This window comes from Thermoanaerobacterium thermosulfurigenes (assembly GCF_051201035.1).
GTDB lineage: Bacteria > Bacillota > Thermoanaerobacteria > Thermoanaerobacterales > Thermoanaerobacteraceae > Thermoanaerobacterium > Thermoanaerobacterium thermosulfurigenes.
This window is the reverse complement of sequence record NZ_JBPODR010000019.1, coordinates 26979-43406: the sequence shown is the minus strand read 5'-3', so window position 1 is coordinate 43406 and position 16428 is coordinate 26979. Positions and strand designations below refer to the sequence as shown.

Below are 16428 nucleotides of genomic sequence, written 5' to 3'. Positions count from 1 at the left end.
AATTATACCAAAAATGGAGGTCTCATGCTATTTTATAGCCAAATAATATTGAATTATCAAGGTACAGAGCTACTTTTATAAGTGCGAAGTTTGAGATAATAAGCTATTAGGTGCAATACATTTAAAAAGCGATGATACATGGGATGTAATTAGTCCTGATAAGAAAGTTGTATCTTCGATGGATGTGAAAGATAAAAATCTGTATAAAGAGTTTGGTGCAGATTTGATGTACTTTCCAGGCCGGGAAGATATAAATTATTAGCATATAATAAAACCAAAGATTTACTGATAATGTTCGCGAAATATTTTACTAACGGAAGGAGGTGAAATTAAAATGAACAAAAAATCAATACGAGTATCAATATGTTTAATCTTGATACTCATCTTAAGTTTAAGCTTAAGTGGAACTTCATTTGCTTTACGAGGAGGAAATGTGGATACAGGCAGTAAACAAATTTCCGCCCCAATTGTAGAAAATCTTAAACCATCGTCTGAGACTACAAAAATGACATATTTGAGGCAAGCTCCTTCAAATGTGGATATAATCAATAACCAAATAACTGTTTCAAATGAAGAAACTGCTAAACCAGCTTCTGAAACCACCAAGATGACATTACAAAAGGCAGCTTCTTTAAATGAAGCTAATCCTATGTCCCTTAGTCGGCCGACTAAAGGAACAAATCTTCCTTATAATGGTTCTTTCAGTGGAGTTAACACGGAGATTTTTTTAAACTACTATTTTTTCACAAATGGTTCCACACAGTTATATGTAGACTGGAATGTAAGAGCTGATTATCCTGCTAATGTGTTATGGCACATTAATGTTTATCAAGCCGGTACGAATAAATTTGTAATGAGCTCAGATCAATTTTCAACAAATTCTAATACTGGCTGGTGGACAACAAGATTTTATAATTTGGATCCTGCATATAATTACTATATTTCTTTTGTAAATGATGGACCACAGATTGGCTCTCCCATATTTGGCGATTTTACGGTTAGACTAAAGTAAAAACAATTCAAAGATAAACATATAAAGGCCTTTCATTTTAGCGAGGGGCCTGTATTATGGTGATATATATTTGGTGGTGGTATGATTGAGAAAAATGATATATATATTGGCATTTATCGCTGTGGCTTTGTTTATCGTCATAGCTTTTGACTTATCAAATGTCCATTCTCAGAAAGAAACTAAAGATACAAACGTTGACAATGTTTTAGTAAAGACAATACAATTAAAATATGGACATATAGATGTGTCGCATGACCATGTCAATATTTCTAAGCCAAAGTTGGATTCCGATGGATTTTCAAGGATTGAGGTTTATGACAAAAATAGTGGAAAATTCATTGAAGCTTATGGCGTAAAAGAAGAGCCTTTAGATGTATCGAGTTATACTAATAAAGTATCAAAAGTGACAATTTACAAAGAGCGCAAAGATTATTCTGCAGTAACAAGGCTTTACGTGGTTTTGACAGTTTATTCTGACAGCTTAAGACAGATAAAAAGCATCGATAAGACGTATTGGCAGAAAGTCGATGATGGCGATTGGCAGTTGAAAAATCCACATGCAGTTGCGATTTCTACAACTGGCATCTTTCCTTCAAAGGAAATTGAGGCAAGCGGTACTGCAACGATAGAAATGAAAGCTAATATATTTACGGTAGGTATCTTAAATAAGTCTGGGTTTAATGTTTTTCAATCAGATGAAAATATATATTATTTAAGAAAGATAGTAGATCTGGGGTTTAGATACAGCTTGGTTTAATATCTTAATAGAAATTTTGTTTTTAAACTAAATAGTGCTAACATAATTTTTAAGAAGTATTCAAAAGTAAATCTATCTGTTATATAATAATTACAATACATATATTTGAAGGAGAAATTGAAGTGAATAGAAATTTGCACTATTTAGGAGTAGATGTAGGTTCTACTACGGCCAAAATAGTTATCTTAAATGAAAATGATGAGATAATCTATAGTAGATATGAGCGGCACTTATCCAATATAAAAGATACTATTGTAAACTTGATAGATGATGCGTATTCTAAAATCGGAGACCTTGTTGTATCTGCTGCTGTAACAGGTTCTGGCGGTATGGCAGTAGCTGAATGGCTTAATATGCCGTTTGTGCAGGAAGTGATTGCAGGTACTAAGACAGTTGAGAGGTTTTTTCCGGAAGTAGATGTTGTCATAGAATTAGGCGGCGAGGATGCTAAGATTACATACTTTGACGGCACTATTGAGCAGAGGATGAATAGCAGTTGCGCTGGTGGCACAGGTGCTTTTATAGACCAGATGGCATCACTATTAAAGACTGATGCTTTGGGTCTAAATGAGCTTGCCAAGAATTACAAAGTCATATATCCAATAGCTGCAAGGTGTGGCGTTTTTGCAAAGACAGATATTCAGCCTCTTTTAAATGAGGGAACCGCAAGAGAAGATATAGCAGCATCAATTTTTCAAGCAGTTGTAAACCAGACAATAAGTGGTCTGGCCTGTGGCAGGCCTATAAAAGGCAACGTGGCATTTTTGGGTGGGCCTTTATATTTCCTTCCAGAGTTGAGAAAGAGATTTATTGAAACATTGAACTTGAAAGATGAAGAAGTTATTGTTCCTGAAAATTCTCAATTGGCAGTTGCAATAGGTGCGGCACTTTCTGCAAATAATGGTGAAATAACTACATTAAAAGATCTAAGAGATAAAGTACATACGATTCCATACAAAGTGAAAAATGACGTGGAGAGATTAAGACCGCTATTTGTAGACGAAAATGAGTACAACGAATTTAAAGATAGGCACAAAGGCATTGATGTTTTAAAGAAAGACATAAAAGATGCTAAAGGGGGTCTTTTCTTAGGAATAGATGCCGGTTCTACTACTACAAAGTTAGTTGTGATAGATGAGGATGGTGCAATTGTCTATTCTTATTACGGCAGTAATGAAGGAAACCCTCTAAATTCTGTTATAAAAGTTCTTTTAGATATATACGAAAAGATGCCTGAAGGTGCATTTATAGCTAATTCTACTGTAACAGGATATGGCGAAAACCTTATTAAAGCAGCTTTGATGGTAGACATAGGGGAGATAGAGACAATCGCTCATTACAAGGCGTCAGAGCATTTTTTGCCTGGTGTCGACTTCATACTTGACATAGGTGGGCAAGATATGAAGTGCATAAGGATAAGGGACGGAATAATCGACAGCATAATGCTAAATGAAGCATGTTCATCAGGGTGTGGCTCATTTTTAGAGACATTTGCATCATCTCTAAATATGTCAATTGATGAGTTTACGAAAGCCGCACTGGCAGCTCAAAACCCAGTTGATTTAGGTTCTCGCTGCACTGTCTTTATGAATTCAAGGGTGAAACAGGCACAGAAGGAAGGAGCATCATTAGGAGATATATCTGCAGGGCTTTCATACTCTGTTATAAAAAACGCTTTGTATAAAGTCATAAAGATAAGAGATCCGAAAGAGTTGGGAGAAAAGATAATCGTTCAAGGCGGGACATTTCTCAATGATGCCATACTAAGAAGCTTCGAGCTTATAACGGGCAGAAACGCCGTTAGGCCTCAGATTGCAGGGCTAATGGGTGCATACGGTGCAGCTCTTATCGCAAAGGAAAGGTACAGTGGTGGAGTCAGCACAATATTTACGAAAGACAAGCTTGAAAGTTTTAGTGTGGAAGTGTCAAGCGGCAGGTGCAATAAATGCACAAACAGGTGCCTTTTAACTATAAATAAATTCAATGACGGCAGAGTATTTGTATCTGGAAACCGTTGTGAAAGAGGAGCAGGAAAAGAGATAACTAACAACGATATACCAAACCTCTACGACTATAAATACAAGAAAATATTCGGATACAAGCCATTAAGCGAAGACGAGGCGTATAGAGGTACCATTGGCATACCGAGAGTTTTAAACATGTATGAAAACTATCCTTTGTGGTTTACATTTTTCACAAGGCTGGGATTCAGGGTCGTACTGTCTGACAGGTCGTCAAAGAAGCTTTATGAGTCAGGTATGGACACAATACCGTCTGACTCTGCATGCTATCCGGCAAAAATCGTCCATGGACACATAGTCAATTTGATAAATAAAGGCATAAAGACGATATTTTATCCATGTATACCTGTCGAGCAAAATGTTTATGAAGATGCAGACAATCATTACAACTGCCCCATTGTGTCGTCATACGCTGAAGTAATTAGAAACAACATGGATGTGCTGAAAGAAAAAGAGATCTTATTCTTAAGTCCATTTTTGGCTTTGGATGACAAAGAGAAGCTTGCTAAAAGGCTCTACGAAGAATTGAGAGTTTTCGGCGTATCAAAAAGTGAAGTGGAAGATGCCTTAAAAGAAGCTTTTGATGAAGATAAAAGAGTAAAAGACGATATAAGGAGAAAAGGCGAAGAAGTCTTAAAATATCTGCGAGATACGGGAAAAAGAGGAATAGTTCTTGCAGGCAGGCCCTACCATATAGACCCAGAGATAAACCATGGCATACCCGAGATAATAACGTCATTAGGTGTGGCAGTATTGACAGAGGATTCTGTAGCGCATTTAGGCAAACTTGAGAGAAAACTTAGAGTAGTTGACCAATGGATGTACCACACGAGGCTTTATGCGGCGGCAAGCTTTGTGGCTGACAGCGACAACTTAGAGCTTGTACAGCTTACTTCCTTTGGATGTGGCATCGATGCTGTCACATCCGATCAGGTTCAGGAGATCTTAAGCTCACGTGAAAAGATATTTACGCTTATAAAGATAGATGAAGGTACAAATGTAGGCTCTATAAAGATACGCATAAGGTCATTGATAGCTGCTATCAATGAGAGAAAAGATGAGAAAAGAAGCAAGACTTCATATACGATGAAGAGAGTATTGTTTACGGACGAAATGAGGAAGAAACATACTATACTGGCACCGCAGATGTCGCCGATACATTTCCAATTTTTGCAGGAAGCCTTCAATGTATCGGGATACAATTTAGAAGTTCTTCCATCTATAGATAAGCCGGCTGTCGAAGAAGGGCTTAAATATGTCAATAACGATGCGTGTTTTCCTTCTATAATAGTCGTTGGGCAGCTTATTGAAGCATTGAAATCTGGCAAGTATGATTTAAACAATACGTCTGTCATAATCACACAGACAGGCGGTGGTTGCAGAGCTACAAACTACATAGGTTTTTTAAGAAAGGCTTTGAAAGATGCAGGGTTTGAAAATATACCTGTCATATCATTGAACTTTGTTGGGATGGAGAAGAATCCGGGATTTAAGATAACACCGGGCCTTCTCAATAAGGCATTTATTGGCCTCGTATATGGTGACCTTCTGCAAAATGTGCTGCTTAGGGTGAGGCCATATGAGAAGATACCTGGTTCTGCCAATAAACTTTACGAAAAATGGGTGGCTAAGTGTATAGAGTCTGTAAAAAGTGGGGATTTGAAGTTATTTAAGAGAAATGTCCATCAGATCGTCCAGGATTTTGAGAATCTTGAGATCAATAATGTTGTTAAGCCTAAAGTCGGTATTGTAGGGGAGATACTTGTGAAGTACCATCCTACCGCAAACAATAGTATTGTTGATGTGCTTGAAAAAGAAGGGGCAGAAGTGATACTGCCGAATCTTATCGATTTCTTGATGTTTATACTGGATCATGCAAATGAAAAGTATAAGTATTTGTCAGGCAGCAAGATAAGGCAAGTTTTACAAAATATTGGCATTGCAGGACTTGAGTTTTATCGAAAAGAGATGAGAAAGGCTTTAGAGAAAAGCAAAAGATTTATCTCTCCAAAGACTCTCAATGAGCTAAAGGAGTTGGCGTCACCTATAGTATCTCTCGGTAACATAACTGGCGAAGGTTGGTATCTTACTGCAGAGATGGTGGAGCTATTAAAAGAAGGCATATCAAATATTGTCTGCATACAGCCTTTCGCATGCCTTCCAAACCACATAACAGGGAAAGGTGTTATCAAAGCCTTAAGGGAGCTTTATAAAGAAGCAAACATTGTGGCGGTTGATTATGATCCCGGTGCAAGTGAAGTAAATCAGCTAAATAGGATAAAGCTTATGCTGTCTGTGGCTTTCAAAAAATTAGAGAAAAGCAACGAAACATTGGAGCAAATTGCTGCCACCGAAAAAATATAGTTTTTTAGAATGTGGGCATCATAAATAGTACGGGAGGTTTTTATGAATGGATAAGATTTCTTATGGAGTGAAACTTATTAAAGATGGCTATAAACCGTACTATTTTAAGCCCAGCAAAAACATACCGGCGACATTTGATTCTAAGCTTACTCTCATATCAGAAGATGGTGACAAAAAGACTATTGTTTTTAACGGAATGGAAGTAAGCGCTGCTGACAAGGTGTTTATGGACTATTTTACCAGCGAGGAATAAGAAATATTTGGTTTTCATAAACAAAAGTATTGCATATTGTGATGAAACGTGGTATACTTTAATTCGTAGTTAAAAAAGAGATTTAACAACATTTCCCCTTTTTAGGATGGAATTTGGTTTGTTTAAATCTTGTAAATCTTAAAAAGGAGGAAAGTGTTGTGGCTGATAAGACATTAGTATGCAAAGACTGCGGTAAGGAATTCCTCTTTACAGAAGGCGAGCAAGCTTTCTATAAAGAAAAAGGCTTTGAAAATGAGCCTCAGAGATGCCCTGAATGCAGAAAAGCAAGAAAACAGCAGTACAATAACAACAGAGGTTACAGAAGATAACCAGTGTAAAAAACCTTATAGAAAAATATCTATAAGGTTTTTTTATGCTTTTATTAACCTTACACCTATTATAAGAAGCACAACACCTATTACTTTGAACCAATTGATAGGAGTTTTTTCTAAACCAAATAGCCCAAAATTGTCGATAAGTATAGCAGCAATCATTTGTGCTGAGACTATAATAGATGCAAAAGTAGCTGCGCCAAGCTTTGGAATCAGTATGATTGACCCTAAAACGATAATAGATCCTAATACGCCACCAAATAAAAGATATGTTGGCGCTTTAAATAAACTTGCAAATTGTTTTATACTGCCGTCTGATATGCTGATGAGGACTAATATTATAAGTCCAACTAAATTATTTAAGACTGCAGAGTTTTTTGGTAAAGCTATTTTGCCAAGAGCTGAATTCATCGGCGACTGCAGTCCTAAAGCAAGTCCAACAATAATGGCTCCTATATAAAGCATTATCGAATTCATTTGATGCTCCCCTTTCAAATAGTTTACTTATCTAATATACCATATTTTTAAATTGACAAAAATTAAATTAACTTTTAAAGATTTTGTTTTTAATAATAATTATTATATAATTAAAATAGAAACCGATTTAGGAGGGAGAAAAATGACCTACATACCAAACGAAAATAGATACGAAAAAATGATATATAGAAGGTGCGGAAGAAGTGGCATAATGCTTCATGCAATTTCACTTGGGTTATGGCACAACTTTGGCGGTTATGATGTGTTTGAAAATATGAGAGAAATGGTTAAAAAGGCATTTGACCTTGGAATAACACATTTTGATCTTGCAAACAATTACGGGCCGCCTCCAGGATCTGCTGAGGAAAACTTCGGCAAGATTTTAAGGACGGACTTAAAAGGCTACAGAGATGAATTGTTGATTTCCACAAAAGCTGGTTACACCATGTGGCCTGGCCCTTATGGTGATTGGGGCTCAAGGAAATATTTGCTATCAAGCTTGGACCAAAGTTTAAAGAGGATGGGTATAGATTACGTTGATATATTTTATTCACACAGAAGAGACCTAAATACGCCATTAGAAGAAACCATGTCAGCGCTGGCACAGGCTGTGAGGCAAGGAAAGGCTTTATACGCTGGCATTTCAAATTACAATGCTGAAGATACCAAAAAAGCCGCTGAAATCCTAAGACAGCTTGGGACGCCGCTTCTAATACACCAGCCCAGCTACTCCATGTTTAACAGATGGATAGAAGATGGGCTTACAGATGTCCTTGAGGAAGAAGGCGTTGGAAGTATAGCATTTAGTCCATTGGCACAGGGATTACTTACTGATAAATACTTAAATGGAGTTCCGGACGATTCGAGAGCTGCTAAAAAGAATACTTCATTGCGAGGGAATCTCACAGAGGAGAATATAAATAAGGTAAGAGAACTGAAAAAAATTGCTGATAGAAGAGGGCAGAGCATTGCACAGATGGCTTTGGCGTGGGACTTAAGAAAAGTCACATCTGTTATAATTGGCGCAAGCCGAGTAAGCCAGATAGAGGAGAATGTAAAGGCGCTTGACAACCTGGAATTCAACCATGAAGAATTGAAAGAAATAGATGAGATATTGTCTAATAAAATATGAGGGGAAAAACCCCTCATATTTTTGCTATTGTGATATTTATCACAGAAAAAGTCGATTTGCAATTGTATAATAATAAGCGTACGAAATACTGTATACAATTCGCACATCGGCGAATTGAAATAAATGAAGGAGGAAAATGATATGGGAATGTTTTGTTACCAATGTCAAGAAGCTTCAAAAGGCGTTGGCTGCACATTAAGAGGTGTGTGCGGCAAAACTGATGACACAGCAAGACTTCAGGATTTGCTCATATACACATTAAAGGGGATAGCAATAGTAAATCAAGAAGCCAGAAAACTTGGCTTAAACAGTGAAAGCACAGATTCATTCATTATCGACGGATTATTTTCAACAATAACAAATGTCAATTTTGATAAAAATTATTTTGCAGGAAAGATTAAAGAAGGCTTAAATTTAAGAGAGTCCATAAAAAGCCAATTAAGCGCAAATGGAGTACAGTTAAGCGGATTGCATGATGCGGTTACATGGACAAAAGATGAAAGCGAATTTGATGAGAAGGCTTTATCAGTTGGTGTTCTTGCTACTGAAAATGAAGACATAAGATCATTAAGGGAGCTTATAACTTACGGCATAAAGGGTATGGCTGCTTACGCATTCCATGCTGCAAACCTCGGATTTAAAGATCCTAATATATCTGAGTTCATCGAAAAAGCATTAGTTGCTACATTAGATGACAGCTTAGGTGCGAATGACTATGTGTCACTGGCATTAGAGGCTGGTAAATACGGCGTTGATGTGATGGCACTTTTGGACAAAGCAAATACATCCACATATGGCAATCCTGAGATCACAAAGGTAAATATAGGCGTAAGAAACAATCCTGGTATCTTAATTAGCGGACATGACTTAAAAGATTTGGAAGAGCTACTGGAGCAGACAGAAGGAACAGGCGTTGATGTATATACACACGGTGAAATGCTTCCTGCCCACTACTATCCAGCATTTAAGAAGTATTCACACTTTGCAGGCAACTACGGCAATGCATGGTGGCAGCAGGATAAAGAATTTGAAAGCTTTAACGGTCCAATACTCATGACAACAAACTGCTTGACGCCTCCAAAGGATTCTTATAAAGATAGACTTTACACGACAGGCGTCGTTGGATTTGAAGGTGTAAAGCATATTGATGCTGGCCCAGATGGAAAAAAAGACTTTACAGAGATAATAGAGCATGCAAAGAGATGCAAACCGCCAGTTGAAATTGAGAGTGGAGAGATAGTAGGAGGATTTGCTCACAACCAAGTATTGGCTTTGGCTAATCAAGTAGTTGATGCAGTAAAGACTGGAGCTATAAAGAGGTTCTTTGTAATGGCAGGCTGCGACGGCAGGATGAAGTCAAGAGAATACTACACAGAATTTGCAAAAGAACTTCCAAAAGATACGGTCATATTGACGGCAGGATGTGCAAAGTACAGATACAATAAATTAAATCTTGGCGATATAAACGGCATACCGAGAGTGCTTGATGCAGGACAGTGCAATGACTCGTATTCATTGGCAGTGATTGCGCTTAAGCTTAAAGAAGTATTTGGGCTTGAAGATATAAATGAGCTTCCAATATCATTTAATATAGCATGGTATGAGCAAAAAGCTGTAATAGTATTACTTGCGCTTCTGTACCTGGGGGTAAAGAATATTCACTTAGGACCGACACTTCCAGCATTCTTATCGCCAAACGTTGCAAAAGTTTTAGTTGAAAACTTCGGCATTGGCGGCATAACAAACGTGGAAGACGACATAAAGATGTTTATGGGGAATTAAATATAGAAAAAAAGACGGCTTATAAGTTTTAATTAACTTGTAAGCCGTTCTTTTTTTATTACTTATGCACCGTATGCCTTCATGTAGATCTCTGCAATTTCTTTTGTAAGAGGCATTCTTGGATTTGTCCCTGTGCACTGATCGTTGAAGGCGATGTCCGACATTTCTTCGATTTCTTTTTCGAATTGTTCTTTGTTTATGCCAGCGTCTTTTAGAGTCAGCGGAATGTTAAGCTCTTTCATAAGGTTCTTTATAGCTTCGATCAAGCTTTCTACGCCTTCTTCAACGGTTGATGCAGGCAGTCCTAAGAATTTGGCGATTTCTGCATATCTTTCTGCTGCCTTTGGATATTCGTACTGTGGGAATGCCACAAATTTTGTAGGCTTTTCTGCATTGTACCTTATTACATACGGCAGAAGTATTGCATTTGCTCTTCCGTGTGGTATGTGGAACTTGCCGCCCAGTATGTGTGCCATGCTGTGGTTTATTCCAAGGAATGCATTTGTAAATGCCATGCCAGCCATGCATGAAGCATTGTGCATCTTTTCGCGGGCTTCTTCATCATTGCCGTTTTTATAAGCTCTTGGCAGGTATTCAAATACGATCTTTATGGCCTTTTCTGCCAGTGCATCTGTGTAGTCGGATGCCATCACTGACACGTATGCCTCTATGGCGTGTGTCAACACATCCATACCTGTATCTGCTGTTACAGATGGTGGCACTGTCTTTGTAAGGTCAGGATCTATTATGGCTATATCAGGTGTAAGTTCATAGTCTGCAAGTGGGTACTTGATATTTCTCTTTTTGTCGGTTATTACGGCAAATGCTGTCACTTCTGAGCCTGTACCGCTTGTTGTCGGTATTGCGATGAACAGCGCTTTTTTGCCAAGCTCTGGGAACTTAAATGCTCTCTTTCTTATATCAGCGAATTTAAGCCTCAATGTTTCAAACTCTGTGTCAGGATATTCGTAGAAAAGCCACATTCCCTTTGCTGCATCTATTGCAGAACCACCGCCTACAGCGATTATTAAGTCTGGATTGTATGAATTCATTATTTTTACGCCGTTCATGACTGTGTCAACAGATGGATCTGGCTCAACTTCTGAGAATATTTCGTAGTCGATGTTTGCCTTGTCTAATTGATAAGTCACTTTGTCTACGAAGCCAAGTTTAACCATGAATGGATCTGTGACGATAAAGGCCTTTTTCCTTTTGACCTTGCATAAATACTGCAGTGACCCGCTTTCAAAGTAAATCTTTGGTGGAATCTTGAACCATTTCATTCTATCCTTCCTTATCACGACACGCTTAATATTCAAAAGATTGTTGACACTTACATTGTCTGTTGTTGAGTTTCTTCCCATAGAACCGCAGCCTAATGTAAGTGATGGCGTGTTTGTATTGTATATATCTCCTATTGCTCCTTGTGATGATGGTGAATTTACGATAAGTCTTCCTGTGCGGACTCGTCTTGCAAATTCATTTATGACGTCTTGGTTTTCAGAGTGTATTACAGCGGAGTGGCCTAAACCTCCAAATTCAGTCATTTCCTCGCACTTTTTGATTCCTTCGTTGTAATCTTTGACAGTGTAGCAAGCAAGAATTGGACTTAGTTTCTCTCTTGATAGAGGATATTTTGGACCTACTCCTTCGTATTCTGCCACTAATATCTTTGTGCCTTCAGGAACTTTGAAGCCTGCCATCTCGGCAATCTTCGTGGCTGGCTGACCTACCACTGCAGGGCTCATAGCACAGCTTTGCTCGTCGATTGCGAATTTTTCAAGCTTCTTGATTTCATCTTTATTTAGGAAGTAGCAGCCGTACTCTTTCATAAGTTTTTTGACTTCATCTGCTATTTCTTCATCTATTATTACAGCCTGCTCTGATGCGCATATTACTCCATTGTCAAATGTCTTGCTTAATATGAGGTCTGATACAGCTCTTTTTATGTTTGCTGATTTCTCAATGTAGCATGGCACGTTGCCAGGACCTACGCCTAATGCTGGCTTTCCTGAGCTGTATGCTGCTTTTACCATTCCTGCACCGCCTGTTGCAAGGATTAAAGATACGCCTGGATGTGTCATGAGAAGCTGTGTGGCTTCTATCGATGGCGTTTCTATCCAGCCTATGCATCCTTCAGGTGCACCTGCCTTTAATGCAGCTTCGTACATGACTTTTGCTGCTGCGATGCTGCACTTTATTGCCTTTGGATGGAAGCTGAATATTATGGGGTTTCGCGTCTTTATGGATATTAAGCATTTAAACATCGTAGTAGATGTCGGGTTTGTGACAGGTGTGACACCGGCAATTACGCCTATCGGCTCTGCTACTTCCATGTAGTTTTCTTCTATGTTTTCGTTTATGATTCCTACAGTCTTTTCATTTTTTATGTCGTGGTATACGTACTCTGTGGCAAAGAGATTTTTTGTAATCTTATCTTCGTACACACCCATTTTTGTCTCTTCGTATGCCATCTTTGCCAGCTCTACGTGTTTGTCTACACCTGCTAAAGCCATTGCCTTTACGATTGCGTCGATTTGCTCTTGTGTGTAAGACATGAATTTTTTTTGAGCCTCTTGTGCTCTTGATACAAGTAAATCTATCTGCTTCTGAACGTCTAATTCCGTTTTTGTCGTTGCCATGATAAACACCTCCGTGTTAATTTATTAACAATAAATCTTTGTGTTTGGGGTGATTGCACTTGTTATTCAAGCATTTTAATAGGAAATTTGCCTGAATGGATTGAATCTTGGACCGTATGATGTAAATAATTTTTGTTATTCATTTAACAATCACCTTACACTTATATGATATATTATCACTATTAGTTTGTCAATATAGAAAATTTTTTATAAACGATTAACTAAAAAATTTTACTCAAATTATTTCATTGCTTGTGATTTTTGGGTGTGTTATAATGGACACAAAGGTAAAAGGGGAGGGAAAAAACCTTGACAAATGAAGAGTTCATGACTTTGGTGCTTCAAAGATTTGACTCGATTGACGTAAAACTGGAAAACATGGACGGAAGACTTGTCAGCGTTGAAAAGAGATTGGACGACGTAGACAAAAGACTGGACAATATGGATAAAAGATTAGACAACGTAGAAAAAAGGCTTGATGGTGTTGAAAGTAGGCTTGACAGCGTTGAAAATAGACTTGATGGGATGGATAAGAGGCTTGACAGCGTTGAAAATAGACTTGATGGGATGGATAAGAGGCTTGACAGCGTTGAAAATAGACTTGACGGCATGGATAAGAGGCTTGACAGCGTTGAAAGTAGACTTGATGGCATGGATAAGAGGCTTGACAGTGTTGAAAGTAGACTTGACGGGATGGATAAGAGGCTTGATGGCGTTCAAAATAGACTATACAACCTTGAGAGGCAGCAAAGTGATGTTGAGTACATCTTAAAGCATACATTTGAAGAAGTCACAAAGCACACAAGCCAACTTGGCAAGTTTGAATTGAATTTTAAGAGAATAGATAAAAAGTTTGATGTTTTGAATGATCACATACTTGAAAGAGAAGCAGATGTGAAGCTGCTTTTAGATATACACAAGCTTAATGATGTTTAAATGGCGCTATGGGCGCTTTTTTGTTTATCTTTATAAACTTTGAGAGGATGAGCGGCATATGAAGTTTTCTCATGTTTACGTTGAAAAAGATGTTTTAAATTACCCTACTACAGAGAAAATATTAAATGCATTGAAAAAAAGTACTGTTGTTGAAATCCAAAGGTATAGCGACTTGTTTTTAAGGCAAAGGCAGAATTATGTCATGCAAAAGAAATATCCAAATATAATACTGGCAAAGAAAAGGTACGATTTTATATACAGAGGTTCTGAGATGTGCGAAAACTTTGGGATTGATGAGTTTTACCATACTTCGAATGTCTTAAACTGCATTTACTCTTGTGATTACTGTTATCTTCAAGGCATGTATCCATCGGCTAATATCGTGTTTTTTGTCAATTTAGAAGACTTTTTTGATGAGGTTGACAAACTTTCTTGTGACAAAAGGATATATTTAAGCATATCATATGAGACAGACTTATTGGCGTTTGAGCCGTTGACAAGCTTTGCGTCTATGTGGATTTCATACGCGATGACTAATGAAAACTTGTTGATGGAGATAAGGACAAAATGTGCTAATGCGGCGTTTTTTGAATCTACAGCGATTCCTAATAATGTAATATTTTCGTGGTCCCTTTTACCTCAGGAAGTGATTTCGATTTATGAGACTTCTACTCCGTCCCTTGACAAAAGGATAATGGCCATAAGAAAGGCTATTGAAAAAGGAGTAAAAGTGAGAATATCGTTAGAACCTATCATGTATGTTGATGATTTTGAAAAGATATATTCGGATTTTATAGATAAATTGTACGAAGAATTGCCACTTCAAGATATATACGACTTTAATATAGGTGCATTTAGGATGGTAAAGGAGCAGGCTAAAAAAGTGGAAAAGCTTAAAGAAACATCATTTGTATTTTGCTACGATACGGAGGTAAAGGATGGAGTATTTATATATAAAAATGAAAAGTACATGAAAGAATTTGTGTACGATAGATTGGCAAAGCATGTAAGCAAGGATAAATTATTTTTAAAGTAGTTATCTATATCACAGCAATAACTGTATTTTGAGGTAAAATTAAGCTGAGACATCTGTTTTAAATAAGAAGATAGACGGCATTACGCATACAGAATTGTCTCAGATAGAACAGGAGCTTATGAACGAAGGACTTTCGGTGAAGGAAATTCAAAGGCTTTGCGATGTTCATGCGGCTGTTTTCAGAGAGTCATTGGAACAAGTAAAGAAACCTGAGACTATACCCGGACATCCGGTTCATACATTTAAGGAAGAAAATAGAGCAATCGAAAAGAACATAAATGAAAATTTAAGACCGGCATTAGAGGATTTTAAACGCAATGGCACATAAGAGAGCATATCAAAGCTTTTGGGAAGTATAAATCTTCTCATGGATATTGATAAACATTATTCAAGAAAAGAAAATCTTTTGTTCCCATATTTGGAGAAGTACGGAATAACAGGCCCGCCAAGTGTCATGTGGGGTGTGGACGATGAGATTAGAGAACTTTTAAAATCCACCATCAGAGATTTAAAAGAATACAATGAGTCTAAAAAAGGTGCAGTTGAAGATAAGCTAAATAAGCTTATCAATAAGATAATAGAGATGATATTCAAAGAGGAGAACATACTTCTTCCAATGGCATTAGATACACTTACAGAAGATGAGTGGGTAAATATTTTAGAAGGGGAAAAGCGACTTATGTCGTAAGACAAGGGCAGCTATTTTCTGCGATCGAAAAAAGCTGCTCTTATTTTTAGCTTAATTTTTTGCCTTCCACCAAAAAGCCGACAGGTACGTCCATGATGGCATTATCGTGCAAAAATTTGATATTAGCGTATTTTTTATTGGGATTTAGAGAATTTATCCATACTGCCTGACCATCGTAGATAACTTCATAATTTGATGGAGAATTGTATATTTCTTCAGCTCTTTTATATTTCATAAAAACAACTCCTTTCCTTATAGATAGTATACATTAGCTTATATAAACATATACTTTTCTCATGATATTTGATATGTTGACATTTTACTGCAGTGTGAATATAATATATTGTAGATTAAACCAGTTACCATTGGGGGGTATAAACCCGCAACTTATATATAATTGTAAGAGGTGTTGCGTATGTTAAGCTTTATAAAGGATAGGAGTGAATTTGAAGACATAAAAAAATCAGCAGATTTCTTCATGCTGTTGTTTTACTCCAATAAATCTCAAAAAAGTTTAGAGGCGTTAGATAATTTAAAGAAATTCAGCGATAAAAACAAAGATGTAAAAGTCTATGCAGTAAACGCGTCAGAGGTGGGATTGCATACAGAATTTGGCATTACTGTTGTACCTGCTTTAATTGCTTATGGCGATGGGAAAGTACAGCAGATAGTCTACGGTGTACAATCAGAAGATTATTACGAAAAGTTGCTTACTACATCGCCTGTAAAGTCAAGCGATGGATCAAAAAAATATCATAGGGTTATTGTCTACACATCGCCTTCGTGCCCGTGGTGCAGTGCCACAAAGTCATACTTGAGGCAAAACAATATACCATTTAGAGAAGTAGATGTGACCAAAAATCCTGGTGCTGCTGAGGAGCTTGTAAGGAGAAGCGGGCAAAGAGGCGTGCCACAGACGGACATAGATGGTACAATAGTAGTGGGATTTGATAAGGCCAGATTAAACACACTATTAGGTATCCAAGGATAAAAAAA

General features: G+C 37.4%; 15 protein-coding genes. 12 read left to right on the top strand and 3 right to left on the bottom strand.

Annotated elements, in window-relative coordinates:
- The first annotated feature begins 334 nt into the window (after positions 1 to 334).
- From HNR52_RS08495 to HNR52_RS08475, 5 genes are all read left to right on the top strand, one after another.
- The gene (locus tag HNR52_RS08495) at positions 335 to 1012 is read left to right on the top strand and encodes a hypothetical protein (RefSeq protein ID WP_435620306.1); all 678 of its coding nucleotides are present in this window, start codon (positions 335 to 337) and stop codon (positions 1010 to 1012) included.
- 94 nt (positions 1013 to 1106) lie between these two features.
- Positions 1107 to 1769 carry a hypothetical protein gene (locus HNR52_RS08490; RefSeq protein ID WP_435620309.1) on the top strand — a complete coding sequence of 221 codons (663 nt, stop codon included), beginning with the start codon at positions 1107 to 1109 and terminating at the stop codon, positions 1767 to 1769.
- 122 nt (positions 1770 to 1891) lie between these two features.
- Positions 1892 to 6154 (top strand): acyl-CoA dehydratase activase-related protein, encoded by a 4263-nt coding sequence (locus HNR52_RS08485; RefSeq protein ID WP_435620305.1) that lies wholly within the window; start codon positions 1892 to 1894, stop codon positions 6152 to 6154.
- Positions 6155 to 6200: 46 nt separating this feature from the next.
- On the top strand, positions 6201 to 6407 hold the full coding sequence (locus HNR52_RS08480; protein WP_013789047.1) for a hypothetical protein: 207 nt from the start codon (positions 6201 to 6203) through the stop codon (positions 6405 to 6407).
- Between the two features lie 158 nt (positions 6408 to 6565).
- Complete coding sequence (locus HNR52_RS08475) at positions 6566 to 6736, top strand: zinc-ribbon domain-containing protein (protein WP_014757372.1); 171 nt, start codon at positions 6566 to 6568, stop codon at positions 6734 to 6736.
- A gap of 42 nt (positions 6737 to 6778) precedes the next feature.
- On the opposite strand, the gene HNR52_RS08470 is transcribed toward HNR52_RS08475, so the two are convergent.
- Complete coding sequence (locus tag HNR52_RS08470) at positions 6779 to 7216, bottom strand: DMT family transporter (protein ID WP_435620304.1); 438 nt, start codon at positions 7214 to 7216, stop codon at positions 6779 to 6781.
- A gap of 142 nt (positions 7217 to 7358) precedes the next feature.
- Between HNR52_RS08470 and mgrA the strand changes: the two genes are divergently transcribed.
- Together mgrA and hcp are read left to right on the top strand one after the other, a co-directional pair.
- Complete coding sequence (gene mgrA / locus HNR52_RS08465; protein ID WP_435620303.1) at positions 7359 to 8348, top strand: L-glyceraldehyde 3-phosphate reductase; 990 nt, start codon at positions 7359 to 7361, stop codon at positions 8346 to 8348.
- A gap of 141 nt (positions 8349 to 8489) precedes the next feature.
- Positions 8490 to 10130: a hydroxylamine reductase gene (gene hcp / locus HNR52_RS08460; protein WP_435620302.1), complete on the top strand. Its 1641-nt coding sequence runs from the start codon at positions 8490 to 8492 to the stop codon at positions 10128 to 10130.
- A 62-nt stretch (positions 10131 to 10192) separates the two neighbouring features.
- Here the strand turns inward: hcp and adhE are convergent, their stop codons facing one another.
- On the bottom strand, positions 10193 to 12772 hold the full coding sequence (gene adhE / locus HNR52_RS08455; RefSeq protein WP_435620301.1) for a bifunctional acetaldehyde-CoA/alcohol dehydrogenase: 2580 nt from the start codon (positions 12770 to 12772) through the stop codon (positions 10193 to 10195).
- 309 nt (positions 12773 to 13081) lie between these two features.
- Between adhE and HNR52_RS08450 the strand changes: the two genes are divergently transcribed.
- From HNR52_RS08450 to HNR52_RS08435, 4 genes are all read left to right on the top strand, one after another.
- A complete protein-coding gene (locus tag HNR52_RS08450) occupies positions 13082 to 13708 on the top strand; it encodes a tropomyosin (protein WP_435620300.1) in 627 nt (208 codons plus the stop codon).
- Between the two features lie 58 nt (positions 13709 to 13766).
- On the top strand, positions 13767 to 14744 hold the full coding sequence (locus HNR52_RS08445; RefSeq protein ID WP_435620299.1) for an SPL family radical SAM protein: 978 nt from the start codon (positions 13767 to 13769) through the stop codon (positions 14742 to 14744).
- Positions 14745 to 14814: 70 nt separating this feature from the next.
- Positions 14815 to 15072, top strand: a complete 258-nt coding sequence (locus tag HNR52_RS08440) for a DUF438 domain-containing protein (RefSeq protein WP_435620308.1) — start codon at positions 14815 to 14817, stop codon at positions 15070 to 15072.
- An 18-nt stretch (positions 15073 to 15090) separates the two neighbouring features.
- Positions 15091 to 15432, top strand: a complete 342-nt coding sequence (locus HNR52_RS08435; protein WP_435620298.1) for a hemerythrin domain-containing protein — start codon at positions 15091 to 15093, stop codon at positions 15430 to 15432.
- 46 nt (positions 15433 to 15478) lie between these two features.
- Here the strand turns inward: HNR52_RS08435 and HNR52_RS08430 are convergent, their stop codons facing one another.
- Positions 15479 to 15667, bottom strand: a complete 189-nt coding sequence (locus tag HNR52_RS08430; protein ID WP_435620297.1) for an H-type small acid-soluble spore protein — start codon at positions 15665 to 15667, stop codon at positions 15479 to 15481.
- Between the two features lie 180 nt (positions 15668 to 15847).
- Here HNR52_RS08430 and HNR52_RS08425 point away from each other — a divergent pair, with 180 nt between their 5' ends.
- Positions 15848 to 16423: a glutaredoxin domain-containing protein gene (locus tag HNR52_RS08425; RefSeq protein ID WP_435620296.1), complete on the top strand. Its 576-nt coding sequence runs from the start codon at positions 15848 to 15850 to the stop codon at positions 16421 to 16423.
- The last annotated feature ends 5 nt before the right edge of the window (positions 16424 to 16428 follow it).

Coding starts and splice junctions, on each gene's coding strand:
- HNR52_RS08490 (WP_435620309.1), top strand. CDS start 1,107: ATGATATATATATTGGCATTTATCGCTGTGGCTTTGTTTATCGTCATA.
- hcp (WP_435620302.1), top strand. CDS start 8,490: ATGGGAATGTTTTGTTACCAATGTCAAGAAGCTTCAAAAGGCGTTGGC.
- mgrA (WP_435620303.1), top strand. CDS start 7,359: ATGACCTACATACCAAACGAAAATAGATACGAAAAAATGATATATAGA.
- HNR52_RS08430 (WP_435620297.1), bottom strand. CDS start 15,667: ATGAAATATAAAAGAGCTGAAGAAATATACAATTCTCCATCAAATTAT.
- HNR52_RS08470 (WP_435620304.1), bottom strand. CDS start 7,216: ATGAATTCGATAATGCTTTATATAGGAGCCATTATTGTTGGACTTGCT.
- HNR52_RS08495 (WP_435620306.1), top strand. CDS start 335: ATGAACAAAAAATCAATACGAGTATCAATATGTTTAATCTTGATACTC.
- adhE (WP_435620301.1), bottom strand. CDS start 12,772: ATGGCAACGACAAAAACGGAATTAGACGTTCAGAAGCAGATAGATTTA.
- HNR52_RS08425 (WP_435620296.1), top strand. CDS start 15,848: ATGTTAAGCTTTATAAAGGATAGGAGTGAATTTGAAGACATAAAAAAA.
- HNR52_RS08445 (WP_435620299.1), top strand. CDS start 13,767: ATGAAGTTTTCTCATGTTTACGTTGAAAAAGATGTTTTAAATTACCCT.
- HNR52_RS08480 (WP_013789047.1), top strand. CDS start 6,201: ATGGATAAGATTTCTTATGGAGTGAAACTTATTAAAGATGGCTATAAA.